Here is a 20,862-nt window from a genome sequence, read left to right as displayed (position 1 = left end):
ACAGGCATTTCATGCCTGTGAAACCCACGGGACCCGCCTAAAGATTGCCGCGCCAATAGATCGCCGCCAGCCAGAGCCCGCCCACGACCAACAGCGCAAAGGCAATGCGGGCCGCAACGTCCAACAGCATCCCCTTGCGCCGCGCCGACCGCCCCACCCCGTTCAGATGCCGCACCAGGATGTCATAGGATATCGCCACGGCCTCGTCGTCGATCCGGGCCATGAACTTGGGATTGGCCGACAGCTTGACCGCCTCGGCCAGAGCTTCGGCGGCGGCAAAGACCTCACGCGGCAGACGCCTGCGCGCGCGCGTCACCTGGACCTCCAGCGGGCCCTTGATCTTCAGCCGCTCGGCCATCAGGCCAGAGACGCGGTCGGCCATCTGCGTGATCGTGGTTCGGCTCATCTTGCCCTCGCTTGAACCTGATCCTTAGACCTGAGAAAAGGGCATTTCAACGATGGGAAGACGGCGAACATGCTGAACCAGGTGCTTCATCCGGCAAAAGAGGCCAAGTCGCTGCCGACCTTGCTGATTGTGCATGGGCTTTTCGGGTCGGCGCGGAACTGGGGCGCCATTGCGCGCAACCTGTCAGGCCCGCGCGACGTGGTGACGGTGGATCAAAGGAATCACGGCGAAAGCCCGCGCGGAGCGACGCAGTCCTATCCCGACATGGCCGCCGACCTGGCCCAGGTGATCGAGGCCCTGGGCGCTCCGGTCGATCTTCTGGGTCATTCGATGGGGGGCAAGGCCGCGATGCAACTGGCGCTGACCCGGCCCGAGCTGATCCGCCGCCTTGTGGTCGCCGACATCGCCCCCGTCGCCTATAACCACGACCAAAGCGGTCATATCGCGGCGATGCGGGGCTTGGACCTGACGGACCTTGCCAGACGTCAAGAGGCCGACCGCCGCCTGGCCCTGACCGTCGAAGACCCCGCGCTTCGGGCCTTCTTTCTGCAGTCGCTGGACCTGAAGGCGCAGCCGCCGCGCTGGCGGCTGAACCATGACGTGCTGGAGGCCGAGATGGACAAGATCATCGGCTGGCCGGGCACGACGGGCAGTTTCCCCGGGGCGACCCTCTTCCTGACCGGGGCCGACAGCCACTATGTCCGCCCCGAACACCGCGCGGCGATCAAGGCGCAATTCCCCAAGGCGCGCTTTGCGAAACTGCCCGGGGCGGGCCACTGGCTGCATGCCGACCGCCCGCGCGAATTCGAAGAGACGGTCCGCGTCTTTCTGGCCGCCTCCGCCTCGGACTGATCGGCGTCGCAGGGGCAGGCCTCGGATGGATCAGCGCGGCGTCCGCATCCGGTCCAACAGCCCGTCCTTCAGGACAAACTGGTGATACAAGGCCATGACCACATGGCCCGCGATCAGCACCCACAGCAGGGCCTTCAACGGACCGCCATGGATCTCGGCCAAAAAGGCCACGCCGCCGAAATAGGCGGCAAGCCCGGTGACAGGCAGGCCGATCATCAGCGCATAGATCGCCCAATGGCCGATCTTGCCGGCTTTCTCCAGCAGGGGGCTCGACGCTGGCACCTCGGGCGCACCGCGCACCAGCCGCACGCCCAGGCGCAGCACGACCAGCGCCAGCACCAGCCCGCCCACCAGGATATGCAACAGCGCCGTGACCGTCATATCGGTGTTGCCCCCGGTTTCGACGGCGCGCCACAGCTCTGACATGCCATCCGAAAAGATCAGGTTGAAGACGATCAAGACCCCCACAACCCAATGCAAGATGATCTGAAGACGGGAATATCCCTGCACCATATCGGCCTCCTGTTTTCGGCCATCAAGCAGCCATTGCCCCGAGGGCGCAAGATGAAAGCGGCCCCGAAGCTGACTTCGGGGCCGTTGGGTGACAAATCGCCACAGGTCAGATCAAATCGCCAAAGACCGCGCGCCCTGGGCAGAAGATTGCTCGGCCCGGTCCAGCATCTTTTGCAAAACCGCCCCGCGGGCAAAGTCCGGATCGGCCGCGCCCTCACCACGGATCGCCGCGATGAACCGTTGGTAGATATTGGCCAGCACCGGCGCCTCAACCTCGTGCCACTCGGCCTTCTCCAGCCCCGGGGCAAGGCAGGCCCGCAGGGTCGAGACGTTGTTTTCCCAACAAACCTCAAGCCCGCCCAGCGTGCCATATATCCGCAACCGCAAGTCGTTCAGATGACCAGAGGCAAAGCGCGTGGCCGCAACCGTGCCCAGCGCGCCGTTGGCCAGGACCACTTGCATCGTGGCGCTGTCATTGGCATCCAGCGGATATTCCCCGATCTGATCCCCCGGCGCCTTGGCAAAGGTCGCCAGCCGGCAAGAGATCTCGGCGACATCCTGCCCCGCGATAAAGGTCGCGTAATCAAGGATATGGATGCCCACATCGCCCAGAACGCCCTTGGACCCGTGCTTGGTCGACAGCCGCCACAGCCATTGGCTTTCGCGGTCCCAATGCCCCCAGGCGGGCTGGGTCAGCCAGGATTGCAGATAGCTGGCCTCGAAATGGCGGATCTCGCCGATGGCCCCCTCGCGCACCATCTTGGCCGCCTGCTGCAAGGCCGCGACATTGCGATAGGACAGGTTGACCATGTTGACGACGCCCGCCTTGGCGGCCGCCGCGGCCATCTCGTCGGCCTGAGCCTCATTGGTGGCCAGGGGCTTTTCGCACAGGATATGCTTGCCCGCAGCCAGAACCGGCATGGTCGTGGCATAATGCGCGGCGTCGGGCGTCACATTGGTGACGGCGTCGAATTCGCCCCAGGCGAGCGCCTCGGCCAAAGAGGCGAAGCCATGCTCGATCCCATGCTTGTCACAAAAGGCCTTCAGCTGTTCCGGGCGCGTATCGACCCCGGCCACAACCTTGACGCCCTCGATCTTGTTGAACTCGGTGGCGTGGTTGTTGGCCATGCCCCCGGTGCCGATGATCAGGATGCGGATGGTCATTTGTAACCTTCCTCGCCGTCATGGTGCAGACGGGGGCCGCGTTCCACGATGGGCTCCAAGGCCTTGTCGACCGGCGTGTTCGGCGCATCGTTCGGCGCCGCGATCCGCGCTTCGGGGTTAAAGGCCCAGCGGACGCCGTTCGCAATCACCTTCTGCACATTGGCATCGTGATAGGTCGGATAGGTCTCATGCCCCGGGCGGAAGTAAAAGATGTTCCCCGCGCCGCGCCGATAGGTCAGGCCAGACCGGAAGACCTCGCCGCCCTGGAACCACGAGATGAACACCGTCTCCAAGGGTTCCGGCACGCCAAAGGGCTCGCCATACATCTCTTCGGTTTCCAGCTCGAAATGATCGGGCAGGCCCCGTGCGATCGGGTGCTGGCGCGACGTGACCCAGATCCGCTCGCGCTCACCGGCTTCGCGCCAGGTCAGGTTGCAGGGCGCCCCCATCAGCCGCTTGAACGGCTTGGCGAAATGGGCGGAGTGCAGGAAAATCACCCCCATGCCGCCCCAGACCGCATTGCAAACGCGTTCGACGATGGCATCATCAACCTGGCCATGGGCGGCATGGCCCCACCAGATCAGCACATCGGTTTCGGCCAACTTCGCCTCGGTCAGCCCATGTTCGGCATCCTGCAAGGTCACGGTGGACGCCGCAATCCCGGCTTCCTTGTTCAGGAATTCGGCAATCGTGCCATGCATGGTCAGCGGGTAAACCCCCGCCACGACCTTGTTCTTCTGCTCGTGAACGTTCTCGCCCCAGACGGTGACGCGAATAGTCATGCTCTCATCCTCTCAAAGGGGGAACCGCTCCCCCTTTCACATTGGTTCAAATACTCCGGGGGGTCCGGGGGGCTGGCCCCCCGGCCTGTCCGTCAGCGCATCGGCTTCCCATCCTTGTCGAACCGATGCAAGTGCTCAGCCATCGGTCCGAAGGTCACTTTCGTGCCAAGCCCGATATCGGTCTTTCCGGGACGCCGGCAGATCAAAGGTTCATCACCGCCCATCTCGATGAAGAGGTAATGATCCGAGCCCAGGTCCTCGACATGGACCACATCCCCGGTCCAGGGTCCCTCGCCGATCATCACATGTTCCGACCGGATGCCCAGCGTCTCGCAGCCATAATCCGCAGCCACCTTGCCGGTCAGGAAGTTCATCTTGGGCGAGCCGATGAAGCCCGCCACAAAGATGCTGTTCGGGCGTTCATAAAGCTCGGTCGGCGTGCCGACCTGCTCCAGCTTGCCATCGCGCAGCACGGCGATGCGGTCGGCCAGGGTCATCGCCTCGACCTGGTCATGGGTCACATAGACCATGGTCACATCGCCCATGGAGTGATGCAGCTTGGCGATTTCCAACCGCGTCGCCACCCGCAAGGCGGCATCGAGGTTCGACAGAGGCTCGTCGAACAAAAACACCCGCGGATCGCGCGTGATCGCGCGCCCGATGGCCACCCGCTGCCGCTGACCGCCCGAAAGCTGCTTGGGCAACCGGTCCAGCAGATGCTCGATCTGCAGCAGTTTCGCCGCCTCGCGGACGCGCTTGTCGACCTCGGCAGGCGTCGCCTTGGCCAGCTTCATCCCGAAGGCCATGTTGTCATAGACTTTCATATGCGGATAAAGCGCATAGCTTTGAAACACCATTGCGATGCCGCGTTGGCTGGGGATGACATTGTTCACCCGCTCGCCGTCGAACAGCATGTCGCCCCCGGTGATCTCTTCCAGCCCCGAAATCAGGCGCAGCAGGGTGGACTTGCCGCAGCCCGAAGGCCCGACAAACACCATGAATTCACCCTTTTCGATGGTCAGGTCGATGCCCTTGATGACATCCACCGCGCCATAGGACTTCTTGATATTCTTCAGTTCGATCTTGGCCATGGTTTAACCCTTCACGCCGCCTGCGGTCAGACCCGCGACGATCTTGCGTTGGAAGACAAGGACGAGGACAACCAGCGGCACGGTCACGATGACCGAAGCCGCCATGATGGGCCCCCAGGGAATTTCCTGCACCGAGGCGCCCGACAGCATGGCAATCGCCACCGGGGTCGTGCGCTGCGTCTCGGTCTGGGTGAAGGTCAGCGCGAAGAGGAACTCGTTCCACGCGCCGATAAAGGCCAGAAGGCCGGTGGTCACAAGCGCCGGCCACATCAGCGGCAAGAAGACCTTGGTGATCACGATCCAGGGCGTCGCCCCATCGACCACGGCGGCCTCTTCGATCTCGACCGGCAGATCCCGCATGAAGGTGGTCAGCACCCAGACGGTGAAGGGCAGGGTAAAGATCGTATAGCTGATGATCAGCGCGAAGGGCGAGTTCAGCAGGCCCATAAAGCGGATCAGCTCGAACAGGCCGGCCAGAACCGCGATTTGCGGGAACATCGACACGCCCAGGATGGTCATCAAGAGCAGCCCACGGCCGCGGAACCGCACCCGCGCCAAGGCATAGGCGGCGGTCACGGACAGGAACAGCGCAAAGCCCACGGTGGTCGCGGCAATGAAGATCGAGTTCCAGATCGACCGCGAAAAGGCCCGCGCGCCCATGACCGTCTCGTAGTTCGACCAATCCCAGGCGGGCCAGAACCGCGCCTCGAACAGCGCCGATCCGGTCGAGAAAGAGGTGACGATCGCATAGTAGAACGGAAAGACCGAAAACACGACGATCACCACGACCAGCGCGTAAAAGGCCACGTTTTTCAACAGCTTGTTGTTGCCCATCACTTGGCCTCCCCGGTCAGGTCGACGCGGCCCAGCCAGATATACAGCGAGACAAAGATGGCCAGGATCGCGAACAGCAGCGTCGATTGCGCCGCGCCATAGGCGAAGTTGTTGTATTCAAACAGGTTCTGGCGCGAGATCACCGACATGGTCTTGGTGGCGCTGGAATCCGGCGTCAGCACATAGACCAGATCGAAGATCCGCAGCGCGTCCAGCATGCGGAAGATCACGGCGACCGCAACGGCCGGGCGGATCAGGGGCAGCGTCACCTTGAAGAAGACCCGCACCGGATGGATGCCGTCCAGCTTGGCCGCCTCGTAGATGTCGCGCGGCACCATTTGCAGACCGGCGAGGCAAAGCAAAGCCATGAAGGGCGTCGTCTTCCAGATGTCGACGATCAGCACCGCCGCCATGGCGGTATCAAGGCTGGCGGTCCAGGCGATCTTTTTCTCGATCAGGCCCAGGTTCAACAGGATGACGTTGATGATGCCATATTGGTCGTTCAGCATCCAGGACCACATCTTGGCGCTGACGATGGTCGGGATGGCCCAGGGGATCAGGATGGCAGCACGGACCCAGCCGCGGCCCTTGAACTCGGCATTCAGCACCAGGGCGACCATCAGGCCGAAGAAGGTTTCCAGGATGACCGAAACAAAGGCGAAGCGCACCGTGTTCCAGACCGCGTTCCACCAGGCCGGATCGGCCAGGGTGCCCTTGAACCGCCAGGCGCCCGAGGGCAGTTCCTGCACCCGCAAGTAGTTGTCAAAGCCAACCCACTTGCCGCCGTAAAGATTGTCCATCGACGTATCGGTGAACGAAAACCAGATCGTGCGCAGCAAAGGCCAGGCCGCCACACAGAACAACGCGACCACCATGGGTGCAAGGAACCAGAAAGCGGCTCTTTGGCGTTGTTGCTGCAGGCTGAGGCCGGCATCGCGCGCGCTGTGCGTCGGCGAAGTCATAGCAATCCCCCCCCTTTGGCCCCCTCCTGTTTACCCAAGGGGCCGAATGAAAAATGGGCGGCGGAACCGCCGCCCATTCTGTCGTGCAGGCTGTAAGGCTTATTTCCAGCCGTCGCCCTTCAGATCGGTCAGGTCAGCTTCCAGCGCGGCCAGGTTGTCGGCAGCCGAGCCATTGCCCGCCAGCGTCTCGTGGACCGCATTGAAGAACTTGGCCGAAACTTCCGAATACTTGGTCAGGGTCGGCGCCGAAGGCCGCGGCACGGCATTCAGGAACACGTCCTTCCACTGCGGGATGATCGGTGCCTTTTCGGCGATTTCGGCATCGTCATACAGCGACACGATCGTCGGCAGGTTGGTTTCGTTCAGGGCGCGCATCTTCTGCACTTCCGGGCCCGAGAGCCACAGGGCCAGCGAGATCGCCGCTTCCTGGTGTTCGGAATACTTCGACACGGCCACGTTCCAGCCACCCAGCGTCGCGGCCGACTTCTCATCCGCCGAACCGGCCGGCAGGGTCGTCACGCCGAACAGGCCCTTGACCTTGCTGTCGTCGCCATTGCCCAGCGCATAGGCATAGGGCCAGTTGCGCATGAAGGCCGCGTTGCCGGTCTGCCAGACGCCGCGGGCTTCTTCTTCCTGATAGGACAGGATGCCTTCGGGAGAGATCGTGCCGACCCAGCCCTTGGCGGTTTCGATGGCCTTGGCGGCCTTTTCGTTGTTGATCGAGATCGTGCCATCGGGCTCGACGATCTGACCGCCACCAAAGGACTTGACCCATTCCAGCGCGTCGCAGGTCAGGCCCTCATAGGCGTTGCCCTGCCAGACAAAACCCCAGAAGTCCGGGTTGGCGGCCTTTTCGCCGTCCTGGATCGTCTGCGCCGCGGCGGTCAGTTCGTCCCAGGTCTTGGGAACGGCGACGCCATACTTCTCCAGCAGGTCCTTGCGGTAATACAGGGCCGGCGCATCGGTGAAGATCGGCAGAGCGACCAGCTTGCCGCCGACGGTCTGCGATTCGATGATCGAGGGGAAGTGGTTGCCCGCGACGTCCTTGGCGGCTTCGGTCAGGTCAACGAACTGCTCGGCCAGCTGCGGCGCCCAGATCACGTCGGTCTGATAGACGTCGATGTCGGTCGAACCGGCGGCCAGCCACAGACGATATTGGGCGAACTGGTCGGTGGTCGAAGAGGGCATCGGAACCATGGTCACGGTGTGCCCGGTCTGCGCTTCCCAGGGCGCCACGTATTTCTTGAAGTTCTCGACGGCCGCGCCGGTGGCGCCCGAAACATAGAAGAGTTCGTCCGCCATGGCCGGCGCACCGAACACAGCCAAAAGTGCGGCAACAGCCGTCGCCCGATATCCAAAGGACATGGGTTTCCTCCCTAAACGATTGATAAGCGCCGATGTGGCGCGAGCTCCCTTAAAACGCGACGGACCCCCATCTGATGTGGGCCTCCTCCGAAGCGCTTCGGATCGGTTATCGCAGCAATTCGGCACAAGTCAACGATTCTCGCTTCAAAGCGCTTTCAAATTCCCTTTGCAGCCGCAGAAACGCGGCCAGTTGATGGCCGGGTCAACAGGGAAGACAGGTCGGTCAAAGCGCTTTCAACCAAGCTTTGCCGCGGTCCTCTGGAAAATCGCAGCGGCAAGGGCGCAAAAGGGGGCGAAAGGCCGGGGGGCACCTTGCCAAGCCGGGGCGGGCGGCTCATCCTGAGGCGCAACCCAGGCCCGGAGGAGCCCCCGATGCAGACGATTTCCATAGGCGGCGCCCTGCCCGCCTCGCAGGTGATCCTTGGCCTGATGCGGATTGCCACGATGGAGGATGCGGCGATCCGCAACCTGGTGGCCGCCGCGACCGAGGCGGGGATCACCATGATGGACCATGCCGATATCTATGGCCGCCCGCCGGTCCACACCTGCGAAGCGCGCTTTGCCGAGGCGCTGGCGCTGTCGCCCGCCCAACGCCAGCGCCTGGTGATCCAGACGAAATGCGGCATCCGCGATGGGTTCTTCGACTTTTCGCGCGAACATATCCTGGCCTCGGTCGAGGGGTCGTTGCGCGCACTGAAGACCGATTACATCGACATCCTGCTGTTGCACCGCCCCGATGCCCTGGTCGAACCCGAAGAGGTGGCGGCGGCCTTTGACCTTTTGCACGCCCAGGGCAAGGTCCGCCATTTCGGCGTGTCGAACCAGACCCCGGGTCAGGTCGAGTTGCTCAAGCGCAGCCTGAACCAGCCCCTGATCTGCAACCAGGTTCAGCTGTCGATCACCCATGCGACGCTGATCGCCCAAGGCGTTGCGATCAACATGGAGGGGCTGGAGCAATCGGTGGACCGCACGCTGGGGCTTTTGGATTATTCCCGCCTGAACAAGATGACGCTGCAGGCCTGGTCGCCGTTCCAGAAACGCTGGTTCGACGGCGTCTTCGTGGGCGACCCCGCCTTGCCCGCCCTGAACCGCGCCCTGAACGAGATCGCCGAGGCGCATGGCATCACGCCGACCGGTGTGGCCGTGGCATGGATCACCCGCCATCCGGCGCAAATGCAGGTGGTGCTTGGCACGACCTCGCCCGGGAGGGTGGCCGATTGTGTGGCCGGCGCGGGGGTAAAGCTGACCCGAGAGGAATGGTATCGCCTGTTCCGCGAGGCCGGCTATTCGGTGCCGTAAACAGCCCCGTTGTATACCCCGGGCTACGCAAACGGAGGCAGAGCGACCGGGACCGGCCGTGGCGCGCGGGGTCCAGCCGCGCAGCCCTCGGATGGACACCGCAGCCCCCACCGCCCAGCCTTGGCGCCACCGTTCCGCCGCGTAGCCCGGGGTATACCCCGGGTCTTGCCTCACTCCGCCGACAGGATCGCCCGGGTCAGGCTGCCTGTGGCCGGGTAAAGCGGGATCAGGCAGGCCTGCAGCGCGTGATAAATATCGCCCTTGCCAGGGAAAATCTCATAGGACGGCGCCAAGTCCTCGGTCCGTTCCTCATACCAGCCGCCGTTCTGGCGGTCGACGAAATGGGCGCCAATGACCTCCCAGATCCGGCGGTAATCGGCCTCCCATTCGCCGGGGACCAGTTCGTTCAGCCAATGCGCCGCCGCCGCGGCTTCGCACAGGGGCCACCACAGCTTCATGCGCTTGGCCGGGCGGTTCTCCCAATCCAGCGTATAGAACAGGCCGCCCTTGGCCTGGTCCCAGCCCAAGGCCATGGCCTGCGTGAAAAGCCCCTGCGCCGCCTCGACCATCCAAGCCTCGCGCTTGCCGTCCAGAACCCAAAGCTGCAGGATCAGCCGCGCCCATTCCAGCGCATGGCCCGGCGTGGTGCCCGCGGGGCGGAACATCTCGTTCGGGTGGTAATAATCGCGGTCCAGCGTCCAGTCGGCGGTGAAATGCTCGGCCACCCGCCAGCCGCAGGCGCGGGCGGACTGGCCGATCACCCGTTCGGCAATGGCGCGCGCCTTGGCCAGATACTCCGCCTCACCCGTGGCCTCGAAACCCGCCATCAAGGCCTCGGTCAGATGCATGTTGGAATTCTGCCCGCGGTAGGTGCCCCCCTCCAAAGGCTGCCAATCGGCGGTGAATTCCTCGGCAATGGCGCCAAATTGCGGCTCCCAAAAGCGGGCGTTCAGCACCTCGGTGATATCGCCCAGCATCGCATCCGCCAAGGGATGCCCCACCAACTTGGCCGACGAGGCCGCCAGCAGCACGAAAGCATGGCCATAGCCCTGCTTGTTGGCATCGACCGGAACCCCGCCCCGCATCGACCAGAAATACCCGCCATGGGCCGTATCGCGATGCTGACGCCACAGCATCTCCATCCCGTGATCGACGACCGAGGCCGAGCCCGGCCGCCCCAAAAGTTGACCGATGGCAAATCCATGCACCGCCCGGGCTGCGATATGGATGGGGTGGACCTGCCCCGCCGCATCCAGCGGCGCGCCCGAGGGTGCAAGGTCATAAAACCCGCCCGAAGGATCAACAAAGCCCTTCTGAAAGAAGTCCCAAAGCGCCTCGGCCTGCCCCCAAAGCCATTCGCGATGCAAGAGCTTGTCCGTCCAACGATCCATAACCGCCTCCCCGATTGCGCCGCCAAACTACAGCCCCAACCGCCACAGCCAAGCCCCGATTTTCATACTGGCAGAAATACTCACGGGGTTTCCAAAGGGGAGCGTGCTCCCCTTTGGTTGGGGGGCGCGGGGGGCGAAAGCCCCCCGCCTCCTCCCGCAGGTTTCAGAGGCATTTCATGCCTCTGAAACCTGCGGGACCCCTCACTTCATCAGGTCGCCCATCACCGCCAAAGCCTCAGCCGAGCCCCAATCCGCCCCGCCAATCAGCCTTGCGACCTCCTCGCCCTCCGGGTTGACGATCACCGTGACCGGCAGACCCAGCACCCCCATCTCGCGGGCGAATTGCTGCTTGGGGTCGCGCAACAGCCCGATGTGGCTGGCGCCCACCTCTTCCATGAAGGCCTTGATCTTCGGCACCGGGTTCGGCCCCACCGCCACGGCCGTCACGGCCACTTCCGGCAAGGCCACGGCCAGGGCCTCCAGCGCGGGCATCTCTTCGCGGCAGGGCACGCACCAGGTCGCCCACAGGTTCACCACCTGCCACTTGCCCTGCGGCAGCGCGCCCGGCCCGTCGGCCATGTCCAACAACGCCACACCCGGCAGCGCCCTCGGCTCCGAGGGCACCAGCTTGGCCATCTCGCCCGTGATCAGGCCCGGGTCCACCTCCGCCAAAGCCATGTTTGCGCAAGCCAGCGCCAGGGTATAAACAGCCGCCCGTATGATCCGCATCTCACCTCCGAAAGGGGCCGCACATGACCCAGGACAAATCCGCCAATAGCATGTGGGGCGGCCGCTTTGCCACCGGCCCCGATGCGATCATGACGGCCATCAATGCCTCGATCTCGTTTGACCAGCGGCTTTACGCGCAAGACATCGCGGGCTCGCGCGCCCATGCCGCCATGCTGGCCGCCCAGGGCATCATCACGCAGCAGGATGCCACGGCGATCCGGGAAGGTCTTCTCACGATCCTGTCAGAGATCGAGGCGGGGCGGTTCCAGTTCTCCGAGGCGCTGGAGGACATCCACCTGAACATCGAATCCAAGCTGACCGAGATGATCGGCGAGGCGGGCAAGCGGCTGCACACCGGGCGGTCGCGCAACGACCAGGTGGCCGTCGACTTCCGGCTTTGGGTGCGCGACCAATGCGACGCGGCGATCACGGGCCTGACGGCGCTGATGCGGGCCTTCCTGGCCCAGGCTGAGGCGGGGTCCGACTGGATCATGCCCGGCTTCACCCATCTGCAAACCGCGCAACCCGTGACCTGGGGCCATCACATGCTGGCCTATGTCGAGATGCTGGCCCGCGACCGTGGCCGGTTTCAAGACGCCCGGGCCCGGATGAACGAATGTCCCCTGGGTGCGGCCGCGCTGGCCGGCACCGGCTTCCCCATAGACCGCCATGCAACCGCAAGCGCCCTGGGCTTTGACCGCCCCACCGCCAATTCGCTGGACTCCGTCTCCGACCGCGACTTCGCACTGGAATTCCTGTCTGCCTCCGCCATCTGCGCCACCCACCTGTCACGCTTTGCCGAAGAGCTGGTGATCTGGTCCACCGCCCAGTTCCGCTTTGTCAAGCTATCAGACAAGTGGACCACCGGCTCCTCCATCATGCCGCAAAAGAAAAACCCCGATGCGGCCGAGCTTCTGCGCGCCAAGATCGGCCGCATCCTCGGCTCTACCGTCGCGCTCTTCACCATCATGAAGGGCCTGCCGCTGACCTATTCCAAGGATATGCAAGAGGACAAGGAACAGGTCTTCGACGCCGCCGACACGCTGATGCTGTCCTTGGCCGCCATGACCGGCATGGTCAGCGACATGACCGCCAACCAAGCGACCCTGAAAGCCGCCGCCGCAAGCGGTTTCTCCACCGCCACCGATCTGGCCGATTGGCTGGTCCGCGCGCTTGGCCTGCCCTTCCGCGAGGCGCATCACGTTACGGGCCGCCTTGTGGCCTTGGCCGAGGAAAAGGGCTGCGACCTGCCCGACCTGTCCATGACCGAGATGACCTCCGCCCATCCCGGCATCACTCAAGAGGTCTATTCGGTGCTGGGCGTGGAAAACTCGGTCCGGTCGCGGGTCAGCTACGGCGGAACCGCGCCGGATCAGGTGCGCGCCCAGGTCGCCCGCTGGAAAACGCTGCTGGGCTAAACCAATCTGCAGATCCAAACCGGAGATCGCCATGAGAAAACTCGCCCTCTTCCTGCTGCTCGCCGCCTGCGGCGCCGCCGGCGCCCCCGAAGCCCCCTCGCAGGGCGTCACCGTCACCGGAGAAGCTTCGGCTGGTGTGTCGGGGAGCCTTTAGGTCGGAATCCTTCTCGTAGCGGGGGGCTGCCGCCCCCCGCACCCCCTGCCCAAAGGGGGCCACGGCCCCCTTTGGAAACCCCGTGGATATTTCTGAAAAGATGAAAGTGAGAGGGGCTCTTTCCCTTTCATCTTTTCCCAAATATCCCCGCCGGAGGCTCTTTGGACCCGCCGTGGACATGGGCGCGCCATCTGGTAGAAGGGGCGCGTGATCAGGAGGCCTGCATGGACCATTTCATCTATCAAAACGGCAGGCTTCATGCCGAGGACGTCGATCTGGCCGAGATCGCCCGCGCGGTCGGCACCCCGTTTTACGTCTATTCCACAGCCACCCTGACCCGGCATTACAAGCTTTTCACCGAGGCGCTTTCTCCCCTGCCCCACCAAGTCTGCTTTGCCATCAAGTCGCTGTCCAACATCGCCGTCTTGAAACTGCTGGGCGACCTTGGCGCCGGGATGGATGTCGTCTCGGGCGGGGAATACCGCCGGGCGTTGGCCGCAGGGGTGCCCGGCGACCGTATCGTATTCTCCGGTGTCGGCAAAACGCGGGAGGAAATGCGCCTCGCCCTGACCCATGGCATCCGCCAGTTCAACGTCGAATCCGAGCCGGAATTGTTGGCCCTGTCGGCAGTGGCACATGCGATGGGGGCCACCGCGCCGATCACCCTGCGCGTCAACCCCGATGTCGACGCCAAGACCCATGAGAAGATCGCCACCGGCAAGTCGGAGAACAAGTTCGGCATCCCGATCGCCAAGGCCCGCGCGGTCTATGCCCTGGCCGCCACCCTGCCCGGGATCAAGGTCGTCGGCGTCGATGTCCATATCGGCAGCCAGCTCACCGACCTCGCCCCGTTTGAGGCCGCCTTCCAGAAGGTCGCGGAACTGACCCTGCAACTGCGCGCCGACGGGCACGAGATCACGCGGCTTGACCTCGGCGGCGGGCTTGGCATCCCCTACACGCGTTCGAACGAGGCGCCCCCCCTGCCCACCGATTACGGCGCCATGGTCAAACGCACCCTGGGCCACCTGAACTGCGAGATCGAGATCGAGCCGGGGCGGCTGATTTCCGGCAACTCGGGGCTTCTGGTCAGTGAAGTCATCTATGTCAAAGAGGGCGAGGGGCGGACCTTTCTGATCCTGGATGCCGCGATGAATGACCTGGTGCGGCCCTCGATGTATGGCGCGCATCACGACATTGTCCCCCTGGTGGAAAGCACCGGCCCCGGCCAGGATTACGACGTCGTGGGCCCGGTCTGCGAGACGGGCGACACCTTTGCCAAGGGCCGCGCCCTGCCCGCGTTGGCCCCGGGCGACCTGGTGGCCTTTCGCTCGGCCGGGGCTTACGGCGCGGTCATGGCGTCGGAATACAACACAAGGCCCCTGATCCCCGAAGTCCTTGTCCGGGGTGATCAATTCGCCGTCATTCGCGCAAGACCAAGCTTTGACGAAATCCTGAACCGCGATAGCATCCCCGAATGGCTGTAGCCTGGAAAAGCTGAATGGCTGTAGCCTGAAAGAGGACGATGACCGCGCCGGATGAGGCCCTGAAACGGATCGAGACCCCGCTTCGCCTGACCCTTCTGGGGCTTTGGGCGGAACGTCTGGCGCGTGGGTTCTGGCCGCTTTGGTCGCTGTGCATCACCGGTCTGGCGCTTGCGGCGCTTGGGGTGCAAGACAACCTGCCGTTGGAGGCGACCTGGTTCGGCCTTGTCTCGCTGGTGGGGTCTGCGCTTTGGGCACTGATCCATGGCCTGCGCGGCTTTCGCCGTCCGACACGGGCCGAGGCGCTGATCCGGCTGGACTCGCGGCTGAAGGGCCGCCCGATTGCGGCGCTTCTGGACACGCTGGCCCTGGGCGAGACCGACCCCGAGGCACAGGCGCTGTGGGCCGCCCACCGCGCCCGCATGGCCGACCGCGCCGCCAAGGCCCGGGCGGTCGAACCCGATCTTCGCCTGGCCTCACGCGATCCCTATGCCCTGCGTTACATGGCGCTGACCCTGCTGGCGGTGGCCTTGCTGTTCGGCTCGGTCTGGCGGGTGACATCGGTGGGCACGCTGACGGTCCCCGAGGCCCAGGCCGCCGCCGGCCCCGCCTGGGAGGGTTGGGCCGAGCCCCCGGCCTATACCGGCAAACCGGTGCTGTATCTGCGCGACCAGACCGACGAGGCGCTTTTGTTGCCGCAGGGCACCAAGCTGCGGCTGCGGTTTTACGGCGCTCCGGGGGCCTTGATCCTGTCCGAAACCGTGTCGGGGCGCGTCGATGTGCCCCCGGCCTCGGCCATGCAGCAGGAATTCACCGTGACGCAATCGGGCCGCCTGGGGGTCGAGGGCGCGGGCGGGCGCGAATGGCTTGTCACCATGATCCCAGATGCGGCGCCCGCGATTGCCACGGCCGGCCAGATCGACCGCGACGGCCAGGGCCGCTTTAAACAGCCCTTCACCGCCAGCGACGATTACGGCGTCACCAAGGGGGCGGCGATCATCGCGCTGGATCTGGGCGCGGTCCCGCGGACCTATGGCCTGGCCCTGGACCCCGAGCCGATTGCCCCCGTGACGCTGGACCTGCCCTTGCCGCAAAAGCGCGACCGGACCGAGGTGGCGGGCGTGCTGGTCGATGACCTGTCCAAGTCGGTCCTGTCGAACCTGCCCGTGACCCTGACCCTGCAGGCCCAGGACGCGGCGGCGCAAAAGGCGCTGTCGGCGCCGGCGCAAATCGTGCTTCCCGGCCGCCGCTTCTTTGATCCCCTGGCCGCCGCCCTGATCGAACAGCGCCGCGACCTGATCTGGAACCGCGCCAATGCGCCCCGCATCGCCGACCTTCTGCGCGCGATCACCTGGGAGCCAGAGGATCAGCCCGACCCGATCTTTCGCGACCGCGCCCACCGCGACCAGATCCGCGCCCTGATCCCCCGGCTTGGGCAGACGCTGGACGACAAGGCCCGCGATACGCTGGCCGAAGATATGTGGAAGCTGGCCTTGTCCATCGAGGACGGCAAACTGTCGGATGCCAAGGCGCGGCTGGACCGGGCGCAAGACCGGCTGGACCAGGCGATCCGCAACGGCGCCTCTCCGGCGGAAATCGACCGCCTGATGAAGGAAATGCGCGAGGCGCTGAACGATTACATGGCGCAAGAGGCCGAAAAGAACCCCAAGGGCGCCGACGAGCCCGACAGCGGGGATCAGGGCCAGACCATGACGCAAGACCAGCTGCAACAGATGCTGGACCGCTTGCAGCAGCTGATGAAAGAGGGCCGCATGGCCGAGGCTCAGCAGTTGATGGACCAGCTGCGGCAGATGATGGAAAACATGCAGGTCCAGCAGGGCGAGGGTCAGGGCCAAGGCCAGGGGCAGACCGGCCCGGGCGGTCAGGCGATGAAGGACCTGGGCCAAAGCTTGCGCGACCAGCAGGGCCTGTCGGATGACGCCTTCCGCGACATGCAGCGCGGCGGGCAGGACGGGCAGTCGCTGGCCGACCGCCAACAAGAGCTGCGCGACCGGATCGAGGGCATGCGCGAAGGCGGCGCCCTGCCCGGCGCCGGCACCGAGCTGGGCGAAGAGGGGCGGCAGAACCTGGATGACGCCGGCCGCGCCATGGACGAGGCCGAACAGGCGCTGCGCGATGGCGACACGGCCGGCGCTCTGGACCGCCAGGCCGAGGCGCTGGACGCTTTGCGCAACGGCATCCGCAACTTCGGTCAGGCGCAGCAACAGGCCGAAGACAACCGCGCCGCCGATGGCGAAAGCTTTGCCGAAAACGCGCCCCGCGGTCAGCGCGACCCCCTGGGCCGCGAGGCCGGTGAGGGGATGACCATGGGCACCGACGGTCCGATCCTGCAGGGCGAGGACGTCTATCGCCGCGCCCAAGACCTGCTGGACGAGATCCGCAAACGCGCGGGCGAACAAAACCGCAGCAGCGAAGAGCGCGGCTATCTGAAGCGGTTGCTGGACTTGTTCTAGGCGCACCAAAAGCGGGGTGGGGCCAGGCTTTTGGGTGCCCTCGGCGGGGGTTTGCGGACTGGGGACTGGCGGGGCGCGGTCCGGCGGTCAGGTGCAATAGCCGCGGCCGTCGCGATGCGCAGACGCTGACAAAACCGCGCTTTGCTTGAACCGCGTAGCCCGGGGTATACCCCGGGGATCGGGTCCCGCCCTGGCAGCGCTTACCCGGCCGAGCCGCCCGCCAAGCCGCGCAGCCAGCCGATGACCGCTTGCAACTGACCATCCAGCGCCCGGCGCAGGTCGTTAACCGTATCAACATAGGTCGCAACCGGCCCCCGCAGCGCGGGCACGGTTTCGCTGATCAAGGGCGCCATGACATAGACCGCAAGCAGCACGACTGCGACCAGAGCCACCAGCACAAAGCCCAAGCCGAACCCATTGCGCGGCGGCGCCGAAAGGCCGCCAAAGGTCTCTTCCTCGGGGTCCAGCGTCGGGTTCAGCGAGGATTTGATCTCTTCGATGGCAGGAAGCAACTCGCGTTTGCGCGGCGCACCGGGGATCGTGACGCTGGGTGCTTCGATGGCGGCAGAGGTTGCGGAAACGGCTGCGGCCTCGGTCGCGGCAGGCAAGGGAACCGGGGGAACCGCTGCCGCGAGGGGGTCAGCCACCGGACGCGACACAGAAAGGCGCGACGCAGAAGGGCGGGCCACCGCGGGGCGCGACACAAAGGATCGGGGCGACTCGGGCAAGGTCATCTCGGTCTGGGTCTCGAGGCGCGGACGCTCGCCACGGCGGGCGGCGGCCTCGCGCTCGGCCTCTTCGCGCAGGACGGCCAGGACGCTTTCGTCAATCGACCGGCGCAGGGGTTCGGGCTGCGGGTCGGGCTGCGGGTCGGGCTGGAGTTCAGGCTCGGCCTCCGAAGCGACGATCTCGTGGCCTTCGGGTGCCGCCTCGGAAACGGGGGAGGGTGTGTCAAGATCAGCTTCAGGCTGGCCCCCGTCCTGCGGGTCCCCGTCCTGCAGGTCCCGGTCCTGCAGGTCCCGGTCCTGCTCGCCCCCGTCCTGCGGGTCTCGATCCGACTGACCCCGATCCGACTGACCCCGATCCGACTGGCCCCGATCCGACTGGCCCCGATCCGTCTGACGGCGGTCCTGTTGGCGACGGTCCACCCGCTCGGGCTCGACAAGATCGCGCTCCGCTTGCCCCAACTCGGCGGGCGCATCGGGCGCCGTGCCCTCTGCGCGGGCCAGGATGTCTTCGGGCTCCCAATCGACGGCAGAAGGCGCGTCAGCTTCGGGCGTGCCGAAAAGCTCGGCCTCGTCCTCGGCCTCGGCCTGGACCTGGGGGTGGCCCTGAAACCACGCATGGCCGCAGCTGGAACACTGCACATCCCGCCCACTCGACGGGATGGCCGCGTCGTCAACTTCGTATTCGGCATCACAATTGGGGCAAATCAGCCGCATCAGAACCTGTCCCGCCGCGCCTCGCGGCCGTTTTGTTGGAGTTTGTAGCAACTAAACCGGGGAGGTCCAATGGTTTGTCCTCAAAATGTTAACTATTTACCCTCCCCCTGCAGCTTTGCTACATGGGGTCGATTGAATCCGCCGCTCATCTCGGCAATTCTCCACCTCGCCCTTATCCTCCGGAATGCGCCGCCGTGATCGCCTTCGAAAATGCTGCCTATTCCTACGGAGGCGGAGAGCTGCTCTCCGAGATATCCTTGCGCCTGGCGCCGGGGTCGTTCCATTTCCTGACCGGGCCTTCGGGTTCGGGGAAATCGACCTTCCTGAAACTGTGCTACGGCGAGCTTTTGCCCACCGCGGGCCGGGTCATGCTGTTTGACCGCGAGGTGCGCAGCCTGAACCGCGATGCCGTGGCCCTGACGCGGCGGCGGATCGGGGTGGTGCATCAGGATTGCCAGTTCCTGGACCATCTGCCGCTGGCGTCAAACGTCGCCCTGCCCCTGCTGGTTTCGGGGCGGCCAACGCCGGCGCGCGACCTGTCGGACCTGCTGTCCTGGGTGGGACTGGGGCAACTGGCCACCGCCCTGCCGCCGTCGCTGTCGGGCGGAGAGCGGCAACGCGCGGCGCTGGCCCGGGCGGTGATCACTGGGCCGGATGTGATCCTGGCCGACGAGCCCACGGGCAACCTGGACTGGGAGCGGTCCTTGCGCCTGCTGACGCTGTTGGTCGAGCTGAACCGGATGGGCAAGACCATCGTCGTGGCGACCCATGACCTGAACCTGATCCGTCAGGCCAAGTCGCAGATCTCGACCCGGGTGCTGCGGATATCAAAGCGGCGCATCCAATTGGCGGGGGCGGATCTGTGACCACACCGGGACCCGAGAATTTCCATGACCGCATCGTGCCGCCTTCGGGCGCGCCGGCCTGGCTGACAAGCTTTACCGCGGGGGCGATGACCTTCCTCGCGGTCTTTGCCCTGGCGCTGTCGCTGGCCGCCGACCGGCTGGCGACCCGCTGGGCCAGCGCCCTGGACCGCACCGCGACGATCCGCATTTCCGCCCCCGACGACCAGATGGACTTGCAGACCAAGGCCGTGCTGGCCGTGCTAAAGGAAACCCCGGGCATCGCCAGCGCCCGGGCCCTGTCGGTCGAGGAGACCCGCGCCCTGCTGGAGCCCTGGTTCGGCCCCGACCTGCCGCTGGCCGACCTGCCCTTGCCGCAGCTGGTCGAGCTGACCGAGGCCGCGCAGGGCTATGACGGTCAGGGCCTGAGGTTGCGCCTGACCGCCGAGGCGCCGGGCGCGGTGCTGGACGACCATTTGCGCTGGCGCAGGCCCCTGGCTCAGGCGGCGGCGACGCTGCGGGTGCTGGGGGTGACGGCGATTGCGCTGATCGGGCTGACCATGGCCGCGATGATCACCCTGGCGGCCAGTGCCGCGCTGGCGGCCAATGCGCAGGTGATCAAGGTCTTGCGGTTGGTTGGCGCCACCGATGGCTATATCGCCCGCGCCTTCACCAGGCGCTTCACCATGCGGGCCGCCGGGGGCGCTGTTGTGGGCGCGCTGGCGGGGACGGCGGGGGTCTTTCTTCTGCCCGCCCAGGACGAGGCCGGGGGGTTCCTGACCGGCCTTGGCTTTACCGGTGCGGGCTGGCTTTGGCCGCTTGGCTTCATTCCCTTGGCTGCCGCCATCGCCTTTGCCGCGACCCGGCTTGCGGCCTTTCGCACCCTGAAAGGGTTGACCTGATGCGTTGGATCTTGTCGCTGGTGTTTATCATCCAGATGTATGTGGCCCTGGCCGTGGTGTCCTTCGGCTTTGCCATCCCGGCGCTGATCACCCGCCGCGCGGCCTTTGCCGCGATCCACACCTATTGCCGCTATGTGCGCTGGTCGGCGGCGGTTCTGGTCGGCTTGCGGTCGGAGGTTCGGGGCGAGGTGCCCCAGGGCGAGGTGCTGATCGCCTCCAAGCACCAAAGCTTTTTCGACATCCTCATCTTGGCCTCGGTTCTACCCCGGCCGAAGTTCATCATGAAGCGCGAGCTGCTGTATACGCCCTTCATCGGGTTCTATGGGCTGCGGACCGGGTGTATCCCGGTGAACCGGGGCAAGCGTGGGGCGGCGATCGTCAAGATGAAGCAGGATGTGATGGCAAGCCCGGTCAAGGGCCAACTGATCATCTTTCCGCAGGGGACGCGCGTGGCGCCGGGGGCGGACCTGCCCTACAAGGTCGGCGCGGGGCTGCTGTATGATCAACTGGAGCAGGTCTGCGTTCCGGTGGCGACCAATGTCGGCGTCTTCTGGCCGCGCCATGGGGTGCTGCGCAAGCCGGGGCTTGCCGTGATCGAATTCCTGCCGGTGATCGAACCGGGCCTGAAGGTCAAGGCCTTCATGGGCCGGGTCGAGGCGGTGATCGAACCGGCATCAGATGCGCTGATGGCCGAGGCGGGCTGGAAACCGGCAGAGACTTGATCCAGCCGGGGACCTGCGGCCAAACCTTTTGCCTCGGCT

General features: G+C 65.3%; 20 protein-coding genes. 9 read left to right on the top strand and 11 right to left on the bottom strand.

Annotated features, from left to right (window positions below):
- Nucleotides 1-37: 37 nt before the first annotated feature.
- Nucleotides 38-406 (bottom strand): hypothetical protein, encoded by a 369-nt coding sequence (locus tag NX862_RS07635; RefSeq protein ID WP_264493288.1) that lies wholly within the window; start codon nt 404-406, stop codon nt 38-40.
- A 69-nt stretch (nt 407-475) separates the two neighbouring features.
- Here NX862_RS07635 and NX862_RS07630 point away from each other — a divergent pair, with 69 nt between their 5' ends.
- On the top strand, nt 476-1,258 hold the full coding sequence (locus tag NX862_RS07630; RefSeq protein ID WP_264493287.1) for an alpha/beta fold hydrolase: 783 nt from the start codon (nt 476-478) through the stop codon (nt 1,256-1,258).
- A gap of 30 nt (nt 1,259-1,288) precedes the next feature.
- On the opposite strand, the gene NX862_RS07625 is transcribed toward NX862_RS07630, so the two are convergent.
- From NX862_RS07625 to NX862_RS07595, 7 genes are all read right to left on the bottom strand, one after another.
- The gene (locus NX862_RS07625; RefSeq protein WP_264493286.1) at nt 1,289-1,771 is read right to left on the bottom strand and encodes a cytochrome b; all 483 of its coding nucleotides are present in this window, start codon (nt 1,769-1,771) and stop codon (nt 1,289-1,291) included.
- Between the two features lie 111 nt (nt 1,772-1,882).
- A complete protein-coding gene (locus NX862_RS07620; RefSeq protein WP_264493285.1) occupies nt 1,883-2,935 on the bottom strand; it encodes a Gfo/Idh/MocA family protein in 1,053 nt (350 codons plus the stop codon).
- Nucleotides 2,932-3,717: a ThuA domain-containing protein gene (locus NX862_RS07615; protein ID WP_264493284.1), complete on the bottom strand. Its 786-nt coding sequence runs from the start codon at nt 3,715-3,717 to the stop codon at nt 2,932-2,934. Before NX862_RS07615 ends, NX862_RS07620 begins: the two co-directional genes overlap by 4 nt.
- 92 nt (nt 3,718-3,809) lie before the next feature.
- Complete coding sequence (locus NX862_RS07610) at nt 3,810-4,808, bottom strand: ABC transporter ATP-binding protein (protein ID WP_264493283.1); 999 nt, start codon at nt 4,806-4,808, stop codon at nt 3,810-3,812.
- A 3-nt stretch (nt 4,809-4,811) separates the two neighbouring features.
- The gene (locus NX862_RS07605) at nt 4,812-5,642 is read right to left on the bottom strand and encodes a carbohydrate ABC transporter permease (RefSeq protein ID WP_264493282.1); all 831 of its coding nucleotides are present in this window, start codon (nt 5,640-5,642) and stop codon (nt 4,812-4,814) included.
- Nucleotides 5,642-6,604 (bottom strand): carbohydrate ABC transporter permease, encoded by a 963-nt coding sequence (locus tag NX862_RS07600; protein ID WP_264493281.1) that lies wholly within the window; start codon nt 6,602-6,604, stop codon nt 5,642-5,644. Before NX862_RS07600 ends, NX862_RS07605 begins: the two co-directional genes overlap by 1 nt.
- Nucleotides 6,605-6,703: 99 nt before the next feature.
- Complete coding sequence (locus tag NX862_RS07595) at nt 6,704-7,906, bottom strand: ABC transporter substrate-binding protein (RefSeq protein WP_264493280.1); 1,203 nt, start codon at nt 7,904-7,906, stop codon at nt 6,704-6,706.
- 435 nt (nt 7,907-8,341) lie between these two features.
- Here NX862_RS07595 and NX862_RS07590 point away from each other — a divergent pair, with 435 nt between their 5' ends.
- Entirely contained in the window at nt 8,342-9,268 is a 927-nt protein-coding gene (locus NX862_RS07590) for an aldo/keto reductase (protein ID WP_264493279.1), read from the top strand.
- A 170-nt stretch (nt 9,269-9,438) separates the two neighbouring features.
- On the opposite strand, the gene NX862_RS07585 is transcribed toward NX862_RS07590, so the two are convergent.
- Nucleotides 9,439-10,659, bottom strand: coding sequence for an AGE family epimerase/isomerase (locus NX862_RS07585; protein ID WP_264493278.1), 1,221 nt, complete (start codon nt 10,657-10,659; stop codon nt 9,439-9,441).
- A 201-nt stretch (nt 10,660-10,860) separates the two neighbouring features.
- Complete coding sequence (locus tag NX862_RS07580; protein WP_264493277.1) at nt 10,861-11,388, bottom strand: TlpA family protein disulfide reductase; 528 nt, start codon at nt 11,386-11,388, stop codon at nt 10,861-10,863.
- Nucleotides 11,389-11,411: 23 nt separating this feature from the next.
- Between NX862_RS07580 and argH the strand changes: the two genes are divergently transcribed.
- From argH to NX862_RS07560, 4 genes are all read left to right on the top strand, one after another.
- Complete coding sequence (gene argH / locus NX862_RS07575; RefSeq protein WP_264493276.1) at nt 11,412-12,806, top strand: argininosuccinate lyase; 1,395 nt, start codon at nt 11,412-11,414, stop codon at nt 12,804-12,806.
- Between the two features lie 31 nt (nt 12,807-12,837).
- The gene (locus NX862_RS07570) at nt 12,838-12,960 is read left to right on the top strand and encodes a hypothetical protein (protein ID WP_264493275.1); all 123 of its coding nucleotides are present in this window, start codon (nt 12,838-12,840) and stop codon (nt 12,958-12,960) included.
- 224 nt (nt 12,961-13,184) lie between these two features.
- Nucleotides 13,185-14,444, top strand: coding sequence for a diaminopimelate decarboxylase (lysA, locus tag NX862_RS07565; RefSeq protein ID WP_264493274.1), 1,260 nt, complete (start codon nt 13,185-13,187; stop codon nt 14,442-14,444).
- A gap of 38 nt (nt 14,445-14,482) precedes the next feature.
- Nucleotides 14,483-16,915, top strand: coding sequence for a DUF4175 domain-containing protein (locus tag NX862_RS07560; protein WP_264493273.1), 2,433 nt, complete (start codon nt 14,483-14,485; stop codon nt 16,913-16,915).
- Nucleotides 16,916-17,115: 200 nt separating this feature from the next.
- Here the strand turns inward: NX862_RS07560 and NX862_RS07555 are convergent, their stop codons facing one another.
- A complete protein-coding gene (locus NX862_RS07555; protein WP_264493272.1) occupies nt 17,116-18,357 on the bottom strand; it encodes a zinc-ribbon domain-containing protein in 1,242 nt (413 codons plus the stop codon).
- Between the two features lie 194 nt (nt 18,358-18,551).
- Between NX862_RS07555 and NX862_RS07550 the strand changes: the two genes are divergently transcribed.
- Genes NX862_RS07550 through NX862_RS07540 form a run of 3 tightly spaced genes read left to right on the top strand, consistent with a single transcriptional unit; the run spans nt 18,552 to nt 20,823 of the window.
- Nucleotides 18,552-19,223: a cell division ATP-binding protein FtsE gene (locus tag NX862_RS07550; protein ID WP_264493271.1), complete on the top strand. Its 672-nt coding sequence runs from the start codon at nt 18,552-18,554 to the stop codon at nt 19,221-19,223.
- Entirely contained in the window at nt 19,220-20,101 is an 882-nt protein-coding gene (locus NX862_RS07545) for a cell division protein FtsX (RefSeq protein ID WP_264493270.1), read from the top strand. Before NX862_RS07550 ends, NX862_RS07545 begins: the two co-directional genes overlap by 4 nt.
- On the top strand, nt 20,101-20,823 hold the full coding sequence (locus NX862_RS07540; RefSeq protein WP_264493269.1) for a lysophospholipid acyltransferase family protein: 723 nt from the start codon (nt 20,101-20,103) through the stop codon (nt 20,821-20,823). The genes NX862_RS07545 and NX862_RS07540 overlap by 1 nt, the downstream gene beginning before the upstream one ends.
- The last annotated feature ends 39 nt before the right edge of the window (nt 20,824-20,862 follow it).

Origin of the sequence: Stagnihabitans lacustris, from assembly GCF_025950525.1 — a bacterium.
In the GTDB taxonomy this organism is placed as follows: Bacteria; Pseudomonadota; Alphaproteobacteria; order Rhodobacterales; family Rhodobacteraceae; genus Stagnihabitans.
This window is presented reverse-complemented; position numbering and strand designations above follow the sequence as displayed.